Here is a 19,873-nt window from a genome sequence, read left to right on the forward strand (position 1 = left end):
CGGGCACGACCGGATCTTACGGAAGCGCGAGCGGCCCGGGCAGGGGTCCTCCCCCGCCCGGGCCGTGTCAGGCCGTTACGACTTGCCGCCGATGTTGATCTTGTCGTTCTTGCAGACGCCGGTGAGGCAGTGGAATCCCTTGTTGCCGTGGCGCAGGATCCAGCGGGGCGCCTTCTTGTCCTGCCAGATGTAGGACTCGTGGTTCGGGACGGGACGCCGCCAGCCGGACACGTACCAGGAGCCGTTCCGGTTCAGCGTGACGGCGATCTTGTACTTGATCGCCCCGCCGATCGTCGGGCAGTGCGGGTTGGTCGCGCTGTGGTCGATGGTGAACTTCACCTTGGTCTTGCTGACGATACGCGTGGGAATCCGCATGTCCGCCGTCGAGGCGGTCTTGGTGCGGATGAGCTTGTTCTTCTCGTTGTAGAGCTTGGTCTTCCCGGCGCTCTTGCCCCACTCGATGTGCGGGAACTTGTCCTTCTTCCAATGCACGACGACGCCCATGTACGTCCGGTGCGAGGCGGTCGGGCTGGTGGAATAGCTGCGGTTGTCGCCGCCGAACTTCCAGTTCTTCGTCGTGCCCGCGCACGCCTTCACCGCCGCTCCTCCGACGTATTTGTCGGTGATGAAGGTGCGGTACACGAAATGGGTCGTGGTGTAGTTCTTGCCGCCGGTTCCCGCGCTCTTGGCCGGGGCCGCCTCGGCGAGGGCCGGAGCCGAACCCGCCGTCATCGCGCCCACCTGGAGAGCGCCCGCCACGGCGAGCACCCCGACCGCCCGCGCCGACCTGAGACCGTTCCTCATGATGTTCCCTTCCTCCGCTCCGGGTCCCCCCGTCACGCAGAACTCTGCGCCACCGCGATTGGAGGGGCGTTGGAGCTGCGTTGGGATTGTCCGGCGCTCGTGACCAGCCCTTTTGGACAACCAGCGGCCCCCGTAGACCTGAGGCACGACGCTTTGGAAGGGGAACCGATGAGATACCGAGTGCTCGGTCCGCTGGAGGTCCGCGAGCCGGGGACGGCGGTGGAGCTGTCACCCAAGCTGCGCGATCTGCTGGCGCTCCTGCTGTGCCGTCCCGACCGGCCGGTGTCGTCCGGGCGGCTCATCGACGGTCTGTGGGGGGACGCGCCGCCGCGCTCGGCGCTCACCACCCTGCGGGGCTATGTGCATCACCTGCGCAGGGCGGTCGGAACCGACCGGCTCGCCTCGCACAGCGCCGGATATGTCCTTCGCGTTCTTCCCGGCGAACTCGACTCCGACGTTTTCACCGCCCTTGTGGAACAGGGCAGGAAAGAGGCCGTTGCCGGAGAGCCCGAAAGGGCGGCCGCGTCATTCGGAGAGGCGCTTTCGCTTTGGCGCGGCGCGCCTTACGAGGACCAGGACCATCTCGTCCCCACGCTGGCCGAATCGGTCCGCCTCGACGAGCTGAGGCTCGGCGCGATCGAGGAACGCGTCGAGGCGGAACTGCGCCTGGGACGCCATTCCCTGCTCGTCGGGGAACTGCGCTCGATCGCCGCCGCCAGCCCGCTGCGGGAGCGGCCCCGCGTCCAGCTCGCGCTGGCGCTCTACCGCGCGGGACGGATCTCCGAGGCCCTCGAGGTGTGCCGCGAGGGCCGCCGGATCATGGCCGAGGAGCTCGGCCTCGACCCCGGGCCCGGGCTGCGGCGGCTGGAAGGGGCCATCCTCTGCCATGACCCCTCCCTCCGCCCGCCGCGCCCGGCGGCGGCCGTCTGAGGTACAGCCGTGCCTCAGCGGCGGAAGAGGTGGAACTTCTCCTCGCCGACGCGCTCGCGGAAGGCCGGGTCGTCCACGCCCTGGCCCTCGGCGGTGGCGCCGCACAGCACGGCGACCTTGCCGACGTGCTGGTTGGTCTGTACCGCGCGGGTGGCCTCGCCGGCCTGCTCCAGCGGGAACACCTTGGACAGGGTCGGGTGGACCATGCCGAGGCCGATCAGCCGGTTGACCTGGACGGCCTCGTGGTAGTTGAAGCCGTGCGAGCCGATGATGCTCTTGAGCCGCATCCACAGGAAGCGGTTGTCGTACTCGTGCTTGTACCCCGTGGACGAGCCGCACGTGACGACCTTGCCGCCGCGCTTGGCGACGTAGACCGAGGAGCCGAAGGTCTCGCGGCCCAGGTACTCGAAGACGATCCCCGGGTCCTCGCCGACCAGGCGGCGGATGGCCTCGCCGAGGACCCGGCCCGCCTTGGGGTGGCGCAGGCCCTCCTCGCCGAGGTTGAGGTCGTTGCGGTTGATGACGTGCTCGCAGCCCTGGGCGCGGACGATGTCGGCCTTCTCGTCGGAGGAGACCACGCCGACCGGGATGCCGCCGCCGTTGCGCACCAGCTGGGTGGCGTACGAGCCGAGGCCGCCGGTCGCGCCCCAGATCAGCACGACGTCGCCCTGCTTCATCCGGGCGCCGTGGCTCCCGACCAGCATGCGGTAGGCGGTGCCGGCGCACAGCGTGTTGGCGCCCGCCTCCTCCCACGTCAGGTGGGCGGGCTTGCGGATCAGCTGGTTGGCCTTGGCGATGCAGTAGTCGCCCAGCGCGCCGAAGTTGGTCTCGAAGCCCCAGGCGAGCTGGGTCTCGCTCATCATGCCGTCGTCGTAGGAGCCGTGGTCCTCCTCGTCGACGTACGAGGGCGAGATGACCACGCGGTCGCCGGGCTTCCAGCTCTTCACGCCGGAGCCGACCCGGACGACCACGCCGGACGCGTCGGAGCCGAGCACGTGGTACGGCAGGTCGTGCCGGGCGCCGTACCAGCCCTGGCGGCCGAACTTCTCCAGGAACGCGAAGGTCGGCACCGGCTCGAAGATCGCCGACCAGACCGTGTTGAAGTTGATCGCCGCGGACATCACCGCGACCACGCACTCGTCCGGCGCCAGCTCGGGCATGTCGACGTCGCCCACGTGCAGGGACCGCCGCACGTCCTTGTCGGTCTGCCCCTCGAAGATGCCCACCTCGTCCTTGAGCGTGTGGGCGGCGCGGAAGCGCGCGGGCAGCTCGATGTCGAGCAGTTCCCGGCCGGACGCGCCGGACCGGGCGGCTTCGAGCAGAGCGTCGGACTGTGACATATCAATCCTCCGTGAGCGGCGGGGTGTGGATCTTCAGCGAACCTGGAGCGGCGCCGGTGCGTCGGCGAGCCGTCCCTCCAGGTGGGCGGCGAGGACCTCGACGCCCGGCGGATCGAGCAGGTTCAGGTGGTGCACCCCGGGGATCGTCACGACCTCCAGGTCGGAGCAGAGCCCGCCGAAGCCGTTGGTGCCGTCGAGCACGTAACGGGCGTCGCGCACGGCCCACGGCGTCTCTTCCGGCGCGTAGTAGAGGATGACGCGGCCGTCGTAGGCGCCGGGCTCATAGGCCTCAAGCGAGCGGGTGTCCTGGTGGGAGGTTAGCTGGTGGGTGAGGGCCGCCGGGGGGATGTGGTCCACCAGCGGCGCCGCGCGCTCCATCACCAGGGCGAACTGGGCCTCCTCGTCCAGGCCCGCGAGCTCGTCGTAGGTGAGGCTGACCTCCAGCCCGTAGGTCTCGTTGACGTAGTCGGCGAACGCCGCGAACCGGCGCGCCAGCGTGTCGGACTCGTCGTCCACCGGCAGCGGCAGGCCCGCGTCGAACAGCGCCACGAACTCCACCTCGCGGCCCGCGGCGGTGAGCTGCCGCGCGGTCTCGTAGGCCAGCACCCCGCCGAACGACCAGCCGCCGAGGCGGAACGCGCCCTCGGGCTGCTTGGCCTGGAGCTGCTCGACGTAACGGGCGGCGCGCTCCTCGACCGAGGGGGCGTCCTCGAACCGTTCCAGCCCGTACACCGGCTGGTCGGAGCCGAGCAGGTCGACCAGCTGCCGGTAGCAGGCCGTGGTTCCGCCCGCCGGGTGCGCGATGAAGATCGGCCGCCGGTCGCCGGTGGCCTTCAGCGGCCGGACGGTCTGCCGCGCGGCCTCCTCGTCGGCCGCCCGCAGGAACTCGGCGAGGTGCTCGGCGGTGGGGACGGCGAACAGCTCGTCCCGGGTGACCGTGGCGGTCTCGACCCCGGAACGTCCCGCCGCCTCGGCCAGCTCGGCCGCGACCTGCGCCACGACCTGGTCGGCCTGGTGGTCCTGGCCGCCGAGGTCGGTGAAGAACCCGGCGGTGACGCTCACCCGGTCGAGCCCGAGGACGTCCTCGACGATCCGCACGGCCAGCCGCTCGGCGGCGTCGCGCGGCATCACATAGCCCGACTCGGCGTTGGAGACGGCGGTGGCGGCCGGGGCGGGCGCGCCCGCGAAGCCCAGCTCGCCCGAGGCCCACTCCTCGAACACGTTGACGCTCGCGCCCTGGAGCAGCACCGCCGCCGGGACCGTCAGCCCCAGGTCGTGCTCGACCCCGCTCTTGATCCGGACCGCGACGAGCGAGTCGAGGCCGAGGTCGGTCAGCGGGACGGCCGGGTCGAGGCGGTCCGGCGGGAAGCCCAGCACCGAGGCGATCCGGTACCGCACCTGCGCGGCGACCAGCGCGCGGGCCTCGGCCGGTTCGAGCTCCCTGAGCGCCTCGACGCCCGGCCAGTCGCCCGCGTCGTCGGCGTCCCGCCCGGCGGCCTCGGTCAGCGCGTCGAAGTAGGGCATCTGGCGGATCGCGGGGAACAGGCTCACGGCGGTGGCCGGGTCGAACCGCAGCACACCGGTCGCGGCCCGCCCGGAGACCAGCAGCGCCTCCAGGGCCTCGACGCCCTCGTCCGGGCTGATCGGGTCGATGACGGTCAGGTTCAGGTCGGCGGCCCCGCCGACCCGGGACCAGGTGCCCCAGTTCACGGTGGTGGCGGGACGTCCCTCGGCGCCGCGCCGCGCGGCCAGGGCGTCCAGCGCGGCGTTCGCGGCGGCGTAGGCGGCCTGGCCCGGCGAGCCGAGCAGCGCGGCGGCCGAGGAGTGCAGGACGAACCAGTCCAGGTCGAGGTCGCGGGTGGCCTCGTCGAGGCGGCGGGCGCCCTCGACCTTGGCGTGCCACACCTTGTGCAGGTCGTCGACGCCCAGGTCGTCGACGAGCCGGTCGTCGACCGCCCCGGCGCCGTGGACGACGCCGCACAGCCGGGTGCCGCCCTCGGCAGCGACCGCGACCAGGCGCTCGGCCACTCCGGGCTCGGCGATGTCACCGAGGACGACGCCGATGTCGACGCCGCTCTCGCGGAGCCTGGCGATGACCTTCTCGGCGTCGGCGTCCGGACCCGAACGGCCCGACAGGACGATGCGTCCCGCGCCCCGCTCGGCCAGCAGGCCCGCCGTCACCAGGCCGAGACCGCCGTAGCCGCCGGTGATCACGTAGGCGCCGCCCCGGCGCACGATCCGCTTCGGCCGCGCGGCGGGCTCGGGCAGCCGGGCCATGGCCAGGCGGGCGACGCGGCGGACCCCGGCGCGCCAGGCGACCTCGCGGGAGTCGCCGTCGCCGAGCAGCTCGGCGACCAGGTCGGCGGGCCGGTCGACGTCGACGTGGGTGGCGCGCTGGGGCGTGCGCTCGAACGCCAGGACGCGGGTGAGCGCGCTGACGAAGCCGTGGGCGGGCTCGCCCGCCTCACCCGTGAGCACGGGCAGGGCCGAGCGCGTCGCGACCCACAGGCGCGGGCCGTCGGGCAGCGACCGGCTGGTCTCGGCGACGGCCAGGACCAGCGCCTCGTCCACCAGGTCGGCGGCCGGGATCAGCACGACGCCGGTGAGCGGCTCGTCCGGCAGGGGCGTCTCGGCGGAGGGGCGCCGCCGGAGCACACGGTGGCCGCGTCCTTCGAGGTCGGACGCGACGGACGCGGCCAGCGCGTCGCCGGTGTCGGCCAGCAGCAGCCAGGCGGCGTCGGCGGCGACCGTGGGCTCGGGGACGTCGCTCTCGTCCCACACCAGCTCGACGAGCTTGTCGGCCAGCGGGACGGGAAGGTCGGTGCGCTCGACGCGGCGCAGCACGACGCCGGACGCGTCCGCCAGCACCTCGCCGCCGGTGCCGAGCAGCTGGAGGGAGCCGATGGGACCGTCGTCGTCGAGGGTGATCTCGGCCCGGACATGGCCGCCCCGGTGCGTCGGGCCGTAGACCCGCAGGCTGCCGACCGTCTCGGCCAGCCAGGGGCCCGGACCCGCGACGGCCTCCGCCTCGGCCGCCAGGACGGCCAGGCAGCGGTCGAAGACCTCGGGGTGCAGCCGGTAGTGCCGGCTGCCCCGCTCGGCGGCGGCGACCTCGGTGGACGCCCCGGCCAGCGGGACGGCCGGCGCCCGGTGGTCGTCTCCGACGTCCGCGCTGGCCAGGCACAGCCAGGTCCCGGCCGGGGTCAGGGCGTGGATCTCGACCCGCTGCTCGGCCTCGGTGAACGTCGTGGTGACGGTGGTGTGCTCGCCCAGCGCGAGCGGCCGCTCTATCCACAGGCTGTTGACGCGCACCGCGTCGTCGCCCAGCGCCTCGGCCCCGGCGGCCAGCGCCATCTCGGCGAAGGCCGCGACGGGCAGCGTGGCCAGGCCGTGGACGCGGGCGCCCTCCACCCAGGGCTGCGCGGCGGTGCCGACGTCGGCGCGCCAGGCGTGGCGGTCTTCGCCCGGAAGCTCGACATGGGCGCCGAGCAGGGGGTGCTCGTCGCGTCCCCCGGCGTTGCGCCGGGAAAGGTCGGCCCAGTGGTGCTCGTGGCGCCAGGGCGCCGGTGGCACGTCGATGACGGCGCCGTCCACCGGCGGCGCGACGGTGTGGCCGTTGGCCGCCAGCGCGGCGAGCTGGGCGTGGAAGGTCAGCGTGTCGTCGGTCTCCTGGCCCTTGGGCGCCCGCTTGAGCGTGTGGGTGACCAGGGCGCCGGTGCCCTCCAGCGTCTCGCCGACGCCGTGCGCGAGGATCGGATGGGCGTTGACCTCGATGAACGTCCGGAATCCGTCCTCGGCGGCCGCGGCGACCGCGTCGGTCAGCCGGACGGGGTTGCGCAGGTTCGCCGCCCAGTACTCGGCGTCGAACCGGGTGGCGCCGCGGGGGTCGTCGAGCGCGGTGGTGTAGAGCGCGATGCCCTCGGCGAGCGGGGTACCGGGCTCCTCGCCGATTTCGGCGAGTTCCTCGCGCAGGGGCCCGAGAAGCGCATCGACCTGCGGCGAGTGCCCGGCGCCCTCGGCCTGCACCTTGCGGGCCAGCCGTCCCTCGGCCTCGGCCCGCGCCACGATCGCGTCGATCTGGGCGGCGTCGCCGGTGACCACGGTCTGCCGGGGCGAGGAGTGGACGGCGGCGTGGACGTCCGGCAGGTCGTGACCGAGCCGGGCGACCTCCTCGGCCGACGCGCCGAGCACGGCCATCGCGCCGTTGCCGCCCAGCAGCCGGGTCAGCAGCCGGGACCGGCGGCAGATGACCTTGACGCCGTCCTGGAGGGTCAGCGAGCCCGCGACGACGGCCGCGGCGACCTCGCCCATGGAGTGGCCGATCACGGCCCCGGGGACGATGCCGTACGTCTTCCACATCCGCGCCAGGCCGATCTGGACCGCGAACAGGACGGGCATCGTCTCGGCGGGGCCGTCGGGCTTGGCGCCCGACTCAAGGATGTCCCAGAGGGCGGGGCCGCCCTCGGCGGCGAACAGCCCGTCGAGGTCGTCGACGGCCTCGGCGAACGCGGGCTCCTCCTCCAGGAGCCGCCGCGCCATGCCGGGCCGCTGCGCGCCGTAGCCGGAGAACACCCAGGCGGGACGTCCGGGAACACCCATGGCCGTGCCGGTGACGACGCCCGGGTGGGGACGTCCCTCGGCCAGGGCGGTCAGGGCGTCCACGAGCCCGGCGCGGTCGCGGGCCGCCACGGCGGCGCGGGCGCGCCCGCGCCCGGCCCTGCGGTGCAGGGTGCGGGCGATGTCGGCGAGCGCCGCGTCCTCGCGGTCGGCGGCCCACCCGGCCAGCAGCGCGGCGTGGTCGGCGATCCGCTCGGGAGCGACGTCGGAGAGCGGGAACGTCCGGACGGCGACGGGCTCCTGGGCGGTCTCCCGGACGGCCGGGGCCGCCTCCAGGATCACGTGCGCGTTCGTCCCGCCGAAGCCGAACCCGGAGACACCGGCGCGCGGCGGGTGCGACCGCTCGGGCCAGGGCGTCTCCCGCGCCACGACGGCGAGCCGCAGCTCGTCGAAGGGGATGTGCGGGTTGGGCTCCTTGTAGTGGAGGCTGGCGGGGATCGTCCGGTGGTGCAGGGCCAGCACGGTCTTGATCAGGCCCGCGACGCCCGCCGCGGACTCCATATGGCCGAGGTTGGACTTGGCGGAGCCGAGCAGCAGCGGCTCGTCCTCGGGACGGCCCGCGCCCAGCACTTCGCCGACGGCCTTGGCCTCGATCGGGTCGCCGAGGAACGTGCCCGTGCCGTGGGCCTCGACATAGTCGACCTCGCGGGTGTCGATCCCGGCGGCGCCGTAGACGTCGCGCAGCAGCGCGCGCTGGGCCTCGGAGTTGGGGGCGACCAGCCCGTTGGAGCGGCCGTCGGAGTTGACGCCCGAGCCCCGCACCACCGCGAGCACCCGGTCGCCGTCGCGCTCGGCGTCGGCCAGGCGCTTGAGGACCAGGGCCCCGCAGCCCTCGGCGCGGACCATGCCGTCGGCCGAGGCGTCGAACGCCTTGCAGCGGCCGTCGGACGCGGTGCCGCCCGCCTGGTCGAACGTCATCGTGATCGTCGGGGAGAGCAGCAGGTTCACCCCGCTCGCCAGCGCCACGTCGGCCTCGCCGTTGCGCAGCGCCTGCACCGCCAGATGGGTGGAGACCAGCGACGACGAGCACGCGGTGTCGACGATCATGCTGGGGCCGCGCAGGTCGAGCAGGTAGGACAGGCGGCCCGCGATGATGCTGAGCGCGGCGCCCGTCGCGGTGAACGCCTCAAGGGCGGCCAGATCGGACGCCGTGAACGCGGCGTATTCGGGGGACGAGACGCCGACGAACACGCCGGTGCGGCTTCCGCGCAGCCCGGCCGGGGCCAGGCCCGCGTGCTCGAACGCCTCCCAGGCGACCTCCAGGACGAGCCGCTGCTGGGGGTCCATGACGGCGGCCTCGCGCGGCGTGATGCCGAAGAAGCGCTCGTCGAAGCCCGCCACGTCGTCCAGGAAGCCGCCGAGACGGGTGGTGCGGGCCAGCAGGTCGCCCACCTCGGGCGAGCCGTCGTCGAAGGGGTCCCAGCGGCCGTCGGGCACCTCGCGGACCGCGTCGCCGCGTCCGGTGAGGAACCGCCAGAAGTCGGCGGGGCCGGACAGGTCGCGGTCGCCGCCGGGGAAGCGGCAGCCGATGCCGATGACGGCGATGGGCTCGTCGGGCCGCGCGTCCGGAACCGGCCGCGCCGGGGCCGCCGAGGAGACGAGGGCGGCGCCGCCGGCGAGGGCGGCCGACAGCCGGTTGATGGTGGGATGCTCCCAGACGAGGGTGGCCGGGAGGGAGCGGCCGAGCATCTGCTCCAGCTCGCCCGCCATCGCCACGGCGTCGCGGGAGGCCAGGCCGAACTCTTCGAGCGGTCGGTCGGGGTCGACCTCGGCCGGGGAGATCTTCGAGCGGCGCGCGATCTGGTCGATCAGGTAACGGCGGACGGCGTCGCCGCCGATGGATGTTCCGTCGTCTGGGTCGCCCTGCGCGGCCTCGGAACGATCGTTGCTCAGCATGCTTGCGGATCCCCTCAATGACCCAGGACCGTTCGAAGCGGAGGGACCACTTTGGCCCAGTCCGAGCGTCTCACGATGCGCATCAGGGCCACTTTTCTCCCTGACGACTTGTCATGGCGATGACAAGACATCGGCGGATCCGGTGTGGCCTGATGGGATAATCGAGCGTCCCCGGCAAGAAGTCAGGGATCAGTAACCAGGTGCCAACGAATTGTAACAGAACCAACAAAAACCTTTAGGGGGAAGCGGCAGGTCAAGCACGCCGCGCAGTCACTTGACCCGGGGCCGATACCGTTGGGCGCTGGCGGTCGTCGCCGTCAGCGCATTCATGATCACTATGGACAACACAGTGGTCGCCAACGCGCTGCCCACGATGATGCGCGAGCTCGGAATGTCGAACTCCGCGAAAGACTGGGTCGCCACCGGTTACATCCTGATGTTCTCCTGCCTAATGATCGCGGGCGGGCGTCTTACGGATGTCTACGGATGCCGGGTCACCTTCACCACCGGAATGGGCGTGTTCACCGCCGCCTCCGGCATCTGCGGCCTCGCCCCCGACGACACGGTGCTCATCCTGGCCCGCGTCACCCAGGGCGCCGGCGCCGCGCTCGCCCTCCCGGCCACGCTGGTCATGGTCACCGTCGGCCGCACCGACAAGCAGCGCTCGCTCGGCACGATCGTGTGGGTGGCCGCCGGCTCGGCCGCCACCGCGCTCGGCCCGGCCATCGGCGGCTTCATCGTCCAGCACTGGTACTGGGGCTGGATCTTCCTGATCAACATCGTCCCCGGCGTGCTGGTGATCCTGCTCGGCCTGGTGGTGCTCACCGACAAGCCCGAGAACACCAGCGCGCGCATCGACATGCCGGGCGTGGTGATCTCGGCGACGGTGCTGTTCGCCTTCACCTACGGCATGGAGTCCGGACGCCAGCACGGGTGGACCGATCCGTCGGTGCTGGCCGTGTTCGCGCTGGCCGCCGTCGCCCTGGTCTGCTTCGTCATGGTCGAGATGTGGGTCCCCGAGCCGATGATGGACCTGCGGTTCTTCCGCAACCGGGTCTTCGTCGGCGGTCTGCTCTCGCAGATGCTCTGGGGCATCGGCTTCAACGGCCTGGTCTTCTACTCGGCCTCCTTCCTCCAGCGCTACCTGGGCTTCTCGCCGCCCGAATCGGGCCTGGTCATGCTGCCGCCGGCCATCGCGATCCTGGTGATGACGCCGGTCGCGTTCTGGCTGGCCGCCAAGTGGGGGCCGCGCCCCGTCGTCGGCGGCGGCATGGCGCTGATGGCGCTCGGCATGCTGGTGTTCACCATGGTCAGAGCCGGTGACACCTTCACCGACCTGCTCCCCAGCGTCGTGATCACCGGTGTGGGCTCCGCGCTGTGCATGCCGCTGGCGATGTACGTCCTCAAGGCCGTCCCCGAAGAGCGCGCGGGCGTGGCCAGCGGCATGCTGAACGTGATCCGCGAGGCGTCGGGCGCCTTCGGCATCGCGATCCTCGGCCTGCTGATCCACACCATCCCCAAGGAGGGCGCCGCCGCCCCCGAGCTGGAGGAATTCCGCAGCGGCGTGTCCAACGGCATCATCCTCGGCGCCTCCCTCGTGCTGATCGGCGGCCTCATCAGCGCCTTCACCCTGCCGAGCCGGCGGGGCTGGGTCGGCCCCAAGCACAGCAAGGCCGCCGTCGGCGACGCTCCCCGGACCCCCGAGACCGCGCACGCCACGTCCACGCCGCAGGTCACCAGCCCCGTCGGCGTCACCGCCTTCGAGGGGACGCCGCTCATGGGTCCCCGGTACGCCACGATCGGCGCGCGTTACGCGACCCGTCCGGCCCCGCCGCGACGCCGCGACGAGTCCTGGCCGCCCCCGCCGCCCGACGGCTGGTACGAGCCGTACGTCCCCGACGACCAGCCCGATCCCTGGAACGGCGGAAGCTCCGCCCACGCCGACACCTGGTGATCCCGACCGAGAGGGGCAGCGCCCGATGAGCCGCACCATCGTGATCTTCGCCGCGGGTTCGCGCGGCGACGTCCAGCCCTGCGCGGCGCTCGGCCGGGCCCTTGCCGGGCGGGGCGACCGCGTCCGGCTGGTGGCCAGCAACCGGTACGCGGGCCTGGCCGCGTCCGCCGGGCTCGACCTGGCGCCGCTGACCGCCGACCCCACCGAGATCCTCGACTCGGACGCGGGCCAGGAGCTGCTGGCCGGGGGCCGCAACCCCGTCACGTTCCTGGCCGGGTTCCGCCGCATCATCGGGCCCATGGCCGAGCGCCTGCTGGACGAGTGCACCGACGCCTGCAAGGGCGCCGACCTCGTCCTCGGCCCCACCCTGGGCGCCCTGCCGCGCCACCTCGGCGAGCACCTGGACGTCCCCTGGGCCTACATCCACTTCCAGCCCAGCCAGCCGACCGGGGCCTTCCCGCATCCGTTCGTCCCCCAGGCCCGGTTCCTCGGGCCACTGGGCAAGCGCGCCAGCTTCAGCGCCATCGACCAGGTCGCCTGGCAGCTCGCCCGGCCGTTCATCAACCCCTGGCGCCGCGACACCCTCGGCCTGGCCGACCTGCCGCTGCGCGGCCCGGGACGCCAGGACCGTCCCGTCCTGGCCTGCTTCAGCCCCTCGGTGGTGCCCCGCCCGCTCGACTGGCCGTCCCATGTCCACGAGACCGGCTACTGGTTCCTGGACGAGCCGTCCTGGGAACCGCCGGCCGAGCTCGCCGCGTTCCTCGACGCGGGCCCGCCGCCGGTCTACGCCGGTTTCGGCAGCATGGTCCCCAAGGACCGGAAGGTGACCGATCTCGCGGTCCGCGCCGCGCTGCGCCTGGCGGGGGTGCGCGGCATCGTCCAGGGCGACCCGGCCGACTCCGACGACGACGTCCTCGCGGTCAACGACGTCCCGCACGCGTGGCTCTTCCCGAGGACGGCCGCCGTCGTCCACCACGGCGGCGCGGGAACGACCGCCGCCGGGCTCCGGGCGGGCGTGCCCACCGTGGTGTGCCCCTTCTTCGGCGACCAGCCGTACTGGGGCGAACGGGTGGCGGCCCTCGGCGCGGGCCCGGCGCCCGTGCCGTTCAAGACCCTCACCGTGCCGCGCCTCACCCGCGCGATCCGCCGCGCCGTCGGCGACCCCGAACTCGCGCGCAACGCCGCCGCGCTGGGACGCCGCGTCTCCGCCGAGGACGGCATCGGCGAAGCGCTGAAGGTGCTCGACCGCCTCTGAGTCGTCTCCTCGGGGGAGGACGCTAGCGCGCGCGGGGGAGGTTGCGCCGCGCACGTCCCATGAGCCTGGTCGGAAGGCACCCCCACCTTCCGGAGGCTGAGATGAAGAGAACGTTGGGCCCCGTCCTCGTGTTGACGGCGGTGGCGGCCGCACTGGCCGCGCCCGCCGCGCAGGCGCGGGAGAAGGCTCCGCTCGCATGGACGGACTGCACGCCCGAGGCGCGCGAGGGCGACCGTCCCGGGCTGCGGCAGCAGTGCGCCGACCTTCGGGTCCCGCTCGACTACCGCGCGCCCACCGGCCCCACGATCACGATCAGGATCTCCCGCGTGCGCTCGCTCCACGCCGGCGAGCGGCGCGGCGTCCTGATGACCGCGCCCATCGGGCCCGGCGAGAGCGGGCTCGTCCAGCCGTGGAACTACGCCCACCACGCGCTCGGCCAGGAGGTGGTCAAGCGCTACGACATCGTCGGGTTCGACATGCGCGGCGTCGGCGCGAGCAGCCCGATCACCTGCGGGCTGCCGTCCTCACCGCGTCCGGTGTCGCGGTTCCCGGCCGCCGACGGCTCGATCGGCAAGAGCGTCCGCGCGGCCCGCGCCCAGGCCGAGGCGTGCCGGACGCGCTCGGGCCCCGTCATGCCGCACATCACCAGCGCCAACGCCGCCCGCGACCTGGACCGGATCCGCGCGGCCCTGGACGAGCCGAAGATCTCCGTGGCCGCGGGCTGGAACGGCGCCTACCTCGCCGTCGCCTACGACACGCTCTTCCCCGGACGCACGGACCGGATGGTCCTCGAAAGCGCGATCGACCCCGCACGGGTCTGGTACGGGATGCAGCGCCTCGAAGCACCCGGCGTCGAGCAGGGCTTCACCGACCTGGCGCGCTGGCTGGCCGGGCGGCACGGCGAGTACCGGCTCGGCCGCACGCCCGCCGAGGTCCGCCGCACGGTGCTCGGGCTCGCCCGCGAGCTGGACGCCGAGCCCTGGCGCGACCCGCAGGGCCCCGGGCCGGGCGCCGAGCCCGGAGACACCCATGTGACGGGCGACAACGTCCGCTACCTGGCGGCGGCGTCCGCCCTGCACCGCTTCTACTGGAAGGACTTCGGCCCCGGCGCACCCGGTGCCGGGACCACGCTGCGGCGCTACAACGAGCGGCAGGACACCGGAACGGCCGTCTCGCGCGGACTCGCCAAGGAAGCGCCCGGGGACAACGGCTTCGCCGCCAGGCAGGCCATCGAATGCGGTGATGTGGCGTGGCCCCGCGACATCTCCTTCTACCAGCGAAGGGTCACCCGGGACCGCAAGGCCCACCCGCTGACGGGAGGCGGGCCCGCCAACATCACCCCGTGCGCCTTCTGGCACCGCGCGCCCGCCGAACCCGTCGTCACCGCCACGGCGCGCGGGCCCCGCAACGTGCTGATCATTCAGCCGGTGCGCGACCCCGCCACGCCCTATGCCTCCGGGCTCGGGCTCAAGCGCGCGCTCGGCAAGCGCGCGAGCATGCTCACCGTGGACACCAACGACCATCTCGTCCACGCCTTCGGCTGGAGCCCCTGCGCCACGGCCGCCGCCGACGCCTACCTGCTGACCGGCGAGCTTCCCGGCACCACTCGCTGCCCCGACCCCGGAAACCCCTAGGTCAGGGGGTCAGGCCGGCGGCGGTGATGCCCTGAAGTAGGCCATGGTCGCCTTCGGGACGGACATGGCCGGTCTCCAGGGGGATGCGGCGCCAGAGGAGGAGCAGGAGGTCTTCGGCCCGGCCCCTGGCCGTGGCCACCGGGGGTTCCGCCTCGTCCTCCAGCAGCGGGAACGCGGCCGCCCTGCCGTCGAGGTTCTCGATCGTCCAGCGGTGGCCGGTGTCGGTGGCCTCGATCAGGACGTGCCCCACGTAGTCGGGGAACGGGGCCCGGTGCCAGCGGTCGCGCCTGGGCAGCATGACCGTGAGGACCTCGTCGACGCCGTCGGCCGCCAGCGCGGCGTCGATCGCGACCGGGCGGTTCAGCGCGGCACCGACGTCCCAGCGGTGCACGAGCGTCTCCAGGTTCTGGCGACGGAACCAGAACGAGGTGCGGCGGGGGGCGGCCCCGAAGGTCCAGCACTCGGACTCGGGGTCGGCTCCGTCGAGCGCGGCCAGCAGGGTGTCGGCGCAATGGCGGTAGAGGTCGCCGAGGCCGAGATCCGGGGGCGCCTCGGGGATGGTGTCAGGGCGGCGTCCGGTGGACACGACCTCGGCGGCCCAGCGATGTACCCCGGCCAGGTGCTCGGCCACGTCGCCCATGCGCCAGTCGTCGGCCCACGGGACGCGGGCGTCCGCGTCACCCGACCGGACCGACTCTTCGAAGGCGTCGGCCTGCCCGGCCAGCAACGCGCGGTACTCGGCGATCGTGAGCATCGGCTACACCCAGCGGGTGCCGGTGAGGCGCTCGTAGACCTCGACGTAGCGGGCCCGGGTGGCCTCGACGATCTCGTCGGGGATCTCGGGCCCGGGAGGCGTGCGGTCCCAGTCGAGCCGGCTGCTCCAGTCGCGGACGAACTGCTTGTCGAGGGAGTCCTGGCCCCGGCCCGGCTCCCAGGCGTCGGCGGGCCAGAACCGCGAGGAGTCGGGCGTCAGCACCTCGTCGGCCAGCACGAGCGTGCCGTCGGCGGCGCGGCCGAACTCCAGCTTGGTGTCGGCGATGATGATGCCCCGCCCGGCCGCGATCTCGGCGCCGCGCCGGTAGACCTCCAACGTCGCCTCCTTGAGCCGGGACGCGGTGTCGGCCCCGATCTCGGCCACGACGTCGTCATAGGTGATGAACTCGTCGTGGCCCTCGGTCGCCTTGGTCGTCGGGGTGAAGATCGGCTCGGGGAGCCGGTCGGCCTCGGCCAGACCGGACGGAAGCGGGACGCCGGAGACCGTGCCGCCCTTGCGGTACTCCGACAGGCCGAGACCCGCCAGGTAGCCCCGGGCGATCCACTCGACGGGCAGCATCGTGAGCCTCTGGCAGCGGATGGCGCGCCCGGCCCACTCGTCCGGCACGTCGGTCGCCGAGATGACGTGGTTGGGGACCACATCGGCCAGCCGCTCGAACCACCACAGCGACAACCGGGTGAGGATCTTGCCCTTGTCGGGGATCGGCGTGGGAAGCACCACGTCATAGACGCTCACCCGGTCGGAGGCGACCAGGACCAGGTCGTCACCGTCGGCGTAGACGTCCCGGACCTTCCCGGAGTGGACAAGTCGCATGCGGGTTCCTCAGCTCGTGAATCGTGGGCCACCCGGAATTCTGCCAGGCGGGCCGCACCGAGCCGGACTCGGAGAAGGGCGTACGGTCAGCGGACGCGTTTGGCGCCCAGGGCCTTCATCATCGACGGCCAGGCGGTGTGCATCTCGCGCTTCCAGTACGGCCACGAGTGGCGTCCGTTGCCGTAGATGTGGGTCTGGACCGGGATGCCCAGGACGCGGGCGCGGGCCGCGAACTCCTTGGCGGTCATCCCGATCGCCCGCTCGCTGATCAGCCCGATGTCCCAGGGCTTCATGTTCGGCGGGTCGAACGGGCCGGGCTTGCCGGTCGTCCCGGACGAGATGTAGAAGCGGGTGCCGCGCATCCTGGGCAGCAGCGCGATCGGGTCGTGCGCGTCCCAGTTGGCCTTGTGGATCCAGGGGATGCCCCAGATCGCGAACGGGTTCTGGTTGTTGCCCGAGTTGGTGTACATCAGCAGGGCCGGGATGCCGGGCGAGCTCATCGACAGCACGCCGCTGAAGCAGGCCGCGTAGCGGAACATGCCGGGGGCGCGTCCCGGGTAGGTGCAGGCGCCCTGGGCTCCCGAGGAGATGCCCATGGTGGCGCGTGCGCCGCCCGCGTGGAAGTTGCGCTCGACGAGCTGGCGCACCTCGCGCAGGTGGAAGTCCTCCCACTTGGGGGTGCCGCCGCGTCCGTTGTTGTACCAGTTGGTGTACGAGCCGTTGGCGCCTTCGGGCATCACGACCATGACGCCCCACTTGCGGGCCAGCGCCGGGAGGTCGGTGTTGCGGGGGCGGGTCCAGGACGTGAAGTTGTCGCGGCCGCCGTGGTAGGCGTAGACCGTCGGCCAGCTGCGGTTGGACCGGCTCTTCCAGCCCTTGGGAACCAGCACGCGCACCCGTTGCACCGCGCCGAGGGACGGGGAGCTGACGTCGAAGTCGAAGGCGGTCTTGCCCTTGTTCAGCCAGCGGTGGCTGAGGATCCGCGCGCCGGTGTCGGCCTTGCGGAACCCGGCCGCCTCGGCCGGAACCGCCGCGCTAAGGGGTGCCACCGCCCCGGCCGCCACCGTCGCGGTGACGATCGTCACCGCCCGGCGGGCGACGCGACGACGCGCCTGAATTGACATCGTTCCCCTCCACGATCCGCCAGCGCCACCCAGCACCCTCTGGATTGGGAACTATCTCACGTTTGGGTCCAGGGGTGTGCTTGGGCGCGGGTTCCGGCGGCCCGTCCGCCCACGGAGTCCACGGAGTCTGTGGCCCGCTGACAAAAGGCGAGGGTGCCGGATCCGCTGCGATCGTAGAGGGGTCGGGGGTCGTCCGGGACGTCCTGGCCGCCCGCGGCGCGGCGCCGTTGGACGGCGCGCCGGGCACGGAGGCCACATCCGGCCGGGACAGGGTCGCGACGGGGATATGGCCGTTGGGAGGGGCGGGGTCGGGGGTCGGTTCCTGCCATTGCAGGGCGTACGGGAGCGGCGCGTCGGCCGGGGGGCCGGACGGGGCCGGACGGACGTCCGGCAGGTCGTCGCGCTCGCGCAGGTCCATGCGGGCGTGCAGGCCGGCGAGCGCGGGGGGGAGCCACCAGTTGGCGTCGCCCATGAAGCGCATCGTCGCCGGCACCAGCAGCGAGCGGACCAGGGCGGCGTCCACGACGACGGCCACGAACATGCCGACGCCGATCAGCTTCACCACCGTGATCCCGGCCATGCTGAACGCCGCGATCACCACCAGGAACAGCAGCGCGGCGCTGGTGATGATGCCGCCGGTGCGCTGCATGCCGACGGCGACGGCGGCGCGGTTGTCGTGCGTGCGGTCCCACTCCTCGCGGATGCGGCTGAGCAGGAACACCTCGTAGTCCATGGACAGGCCGAACACGACCGCCAGGATGAGGATCATGCTGGTGGCCTCGACCCCGCCCGTCGGGGTGAAGTCGAGCAACCCGGCCAGGTGCCCGTACTGGAAGCCCCAGACGATCGCGCCGAACGAGGCGCCGATCGACAGGACGTTCATCACGATCGCCTTCAGCGGCAGCACGACCGAGCCGAAGAACATGAACAGCAGGACGAACGTCCCGATGCCGACCACGAGCGCCATCTTGGGCAGGCTGCGCATCAGGCTGGACATCAGGTCCATCTGCGCGGCGGTGCTTCCCCCGACGTCGATGTGCATCGGGTAGCCGTTCTTGGTCAGGCTCATCGCCCGGATCGTCTCGACCAGGTCCTGGGCCTGCGGCGCCATCGGCTCGTACTTGTGGGTGACCGAGACGCGGACGCCGCCGTACTCGCCGGAGTAGCCGGTGAACTTGGCCTCGACCACGCCCGGCAGCCCGGCGAGCTTCTTGCGGAACTCGGCCAGGTAGGGCGGGATCTGGTCGCTGCCGCGGACCGGACGCCAGTTGCGCGGGATCAGGTCGCCGGAGACGACGACGTCGATGGGCTCGGCCGACCCGTTGGGGAACTCGGCCTTGACCGTCTCGACGACGTTGCGGGTCGGGCTCTCCTTGGGCAGGACGCGGGCGTCCACGCTGCCGAACTGGACGTTCAGGAACGGCCCGAACATCACGGCCAGGATCACCAGCGTCACCGCGAAGTAGGGCAGCGGGTGCTTCATCACGCTGTGCCCGAGCCGGAACCAGAAGCCCTTGTCGGGGTCGCGCTGCGCGCGCTTGGAGCCGGGACGCCGCCACGGCATCCGCCCGAACTCGACGCGGGGGCCGAGCAGGGCCAGCAGCGTCGGGAGCAGCACGATCGCGCCGAACACGGCGACCAGCACGGTCGCGATGCCCGCCAGCCCGATCGTCCGCAGGAACATCTGCGGGAACAGCAGCAGACCCGACAGCGCCGCCGAGACCGTCACGCCGGACACCGCGATCGTCCGTCCGGCGGTGGCCATCGTCCGGGCGAGGGCGGCCTGCCGGACGGGTTTCAGCACCTCGCGGTGCGCGCGCTTGGCCGCCCTGCGATCGGGGGCCTTCTTCCACGGTTTCCCCGGATCGATCCCGTGCGCGGCCATGCCCTGGTCGAGTTCCTCGCGGAACCGGCCCACGATGAACAGCGAGTAGTCGATCGCCAGCCCGACGCCCATCATCGTGACGACCTCCAGGGCGAAGGAGGTCACGTCGGTGACATAGGTGACGGCGTGCAGGACGGCCAGCCCGCCCAAAATGGAGAACAGCGCCACGATCAGCGGCAGCACCGACGCGGTCAGCGCCCCGAACACCAGCACCAGCAGGACCAGCAGGATCGGCATCGAGATCATCTCGGCGTTGATGATGTCGGTGACGACCTGCTCGCCGAACTCCTTGCCCAGCGGGATCGCGCCGCCCGTCCTGGTCTCCAGCCCGGGCGCGTGCAGCCGGTCCTTGATCTTCTCGTAGTTCTCCAGCTTGGCGGCGTCGTCCTTGCCCTGGAGCTTGAGCGCGACGAACGTCCGGCGCCGGTCGTGCGAGGCGAACGACGCGCCGTCCTTGGGGTCGAGCGACCAGTAGGTGATCAGCTCGCCGACCCGGCTCTTGGGCAGCCGCGCCACGGTGGTGATCACGCTCGCCTGGTAGCGCGGGTCGTCCACCGTCATCGAGTCGCTGGTGTAGAGCACCAGGACGTCGGGGTTGGTGTTGCCGAAGTAGGTCGCGCCCAGCTTGGCCACCAGCGTCGAGGACGCGTTGGGGTCTTCGAAGCCGCCCTGCTTGAACTTGGCGAAGACCCCGAGGCCCCAGCCGCCCGCCAGGACCGTCATGATCATGATCAGGGCGAGGCTGGTCCAGCGGCGTCGATGGACAAGGCGGCCCAGCCCCGCGAGCATGATCCTCCAGGTGCGTCCCCGTCCGCCGGGCCACGGGCGCGGCCGGGCGGTGCTCCA

At 72.6% G+C, this 19,873-nt stretch carries 11 protein-coding genes; 4 read left to right on the forward strand and 7 right to left on the reverse strand.

The window, feature by feature from the left end; all coding sequences use genetic code 11:
- Positions 1 to 75: 75 nt before the first annotated feature.
- The gene (locus ACQPY4_RS40440; RefSeq protein WP_433330479.1) at positions 76 to 804 is read right to left on the reverse strand and encodes a DUF3238 domain-containing protein; all 729 of its coding nucleotides are present in this window, start codon (positions 802 to 804) and stop codon (positions 76 to 78) included.
- Between the two features lie 168 nt (positions 805 to 972).
- On the opposite strand from ACQPY4_RS40440, the gene ACQPY4_RS40445 reads away from it, so the two are divergent.
- Positions 973 to 1,734: an AfsR/SARP family transcriptional regulator gene (locus ACQPY4_RS40445; RefSeq protein WP_433330480.1), complete on the forward strand. Its 762-nt coding sequence runs from the start codon at positions 973 to 975 to the stop codon at positions 1,732 to 1,734.
- Positions 1,735 to 1,748: 14 nt separating this feature from the next.
- Here the strand turns inward: ACQPY4_RS40445 and ccrA are convergent, their stop codons facing one another.
- Positions 1,749 to 3,074: a crotonyl-CoA carboxylase/reductase gene (gene ccrA / locus ACQPY4_RS40450; RefSeq protein WP_433330482.1), complete on the reverse strand. Its 1,326-nt coding sequence runs from the start codon at positions 3,072 to 3,074 to the stop codon at positions 1,749 to 1,751.
- A 33-nt stretch (positions 3,075 to 3,107) separates the two neighbouring features.
- A complete protein-coding gene (locus tag ACQPY4_RS40455; RefSeq protein ID WP_433330484.1) occupies positions 3,108 to 9,587 on the reverse strand; it encodes an SDR family NAD(P)-dependent oxidoreductase in 6,480 nt (2,159 codons plus the stop codon).
- 337 nt (positions 9,588 to 9,924) lie between these two features.
- Here ACQPY4_RS40455 and ACQPY4_RS40460 point away from each other — a divergent pair, with 337 nt between their 5' ends.
- From ACQPY4_RS40460 to ACQPY4_RS40470, 3 genes are all read left to right on the forward strand, one after another.
- Positions 9,925 to 11,541, forward strand: coding sequence for an MFS transporter (locus ACQPY4_RS40460; RefSeq protein ID WP_433330486.1), 1,617 nt, complete (start codon positions 9,925 to 9,927; stop codon positions 11,539 to 11,541).
- Between the two features lie 25 nt (positions 11,542 to 11,566).
- Positions 11,567 to 12,796 (forward strand): glycosyltransferase, encoded by a 1,230-nt coding sequence (locus ACQPY4_RS40465; protein WP_433330488.1) that lies wholly within the window; start codon positions 11,567 to 11,569, stop codon positions 12,794 to 12,796.
- Positions 12,797 to 12,897: 101 nt separating this feature from the next.
- Complete coding sequence (locus ACQPY4_RS40470; RefSeq protein WP_433330490.1) at positions 12,898 to 14,430, forward strand: alpha/beta hydrolase; 1,533 nt, start codon at positions 12,898 to 12,900, stop codon at positions 14,428 to 14,430.
- Between the two features lies 1 nt (position 14,431).
- Here the strand turns inward: ACQPY4_RS40470 and ACQPY4_RS40475 are convergent, their stop codons facing one another.
- From ACQPY4_RS40475 to ACQPY4_RS40490, 4 genes are all read right to left on the reverse strand, one after another.
- A complete protein-coding gene (locus ACQPY4_RS40475) occupies positions 14,432 to 15,184 on the reverse strand; it encodes a maleylpyruvate isomerase family mycothiol-dependent enzyme (protein WP_433330492.1) in 753 nt (250 codons plus the stop codon).
- Between the two features lie 3 nt (positions 15,185 to 15,187).
- Positions 15,188 to 16,018 (reverse strand): phosphoribosylaminoimidazolesuccinocarboxamide synthase, encoded by an 831-nt coding sequence (locus ACQPY4_RS40480; protein WP_433330494.1) that lies wholly within the window; start codon positions 16,016 to 16,018, stop codon positions 15,188 to 15,190.
- Between the two features lie 86 nt (positions 16,019 to 16,104).
- The gene (locus tag ACQPY4_RS40485) at positions 16,105 to 17,142 is read right to left on the reverse strand and encodes an alpha/beta hydrolase (protein WP_433330496.1); all 1,038 of its coding nucleotides are present in this window, start codon (positions 17,140 to 17,142) and stop codon (positions 16,105 to 16,107) included.
- Positions 17,054 to 19,816 (reverse strand): MMPL family transporter, encoded by a 2,763-nt coding sequence (locus tag ACQPY4_RS40490; protein ID WP_433330498.1) that lies wholly within the window; start codon positions 19,814 to 19,816, stop codon positions 17,054 to 17,056. Before ACQPY4_RS40490 ends, ACQPY4_RS40485 begins: the two co-directional genes overlap by 89 nt.
- Positions 19,817 to 19,873: the final 57 nt, after the last annotated feature.

This window comes from Spirillospora sp. CA-294931 (assembly GCF_050946795.1).
In the GTDB taxonomy this organism is placed as follows: domain Bacteria; phylum Actinomycetota; class Actinomycetes; order Streptosporangiales; family Streptosporangiaceae; genus Spirillospora.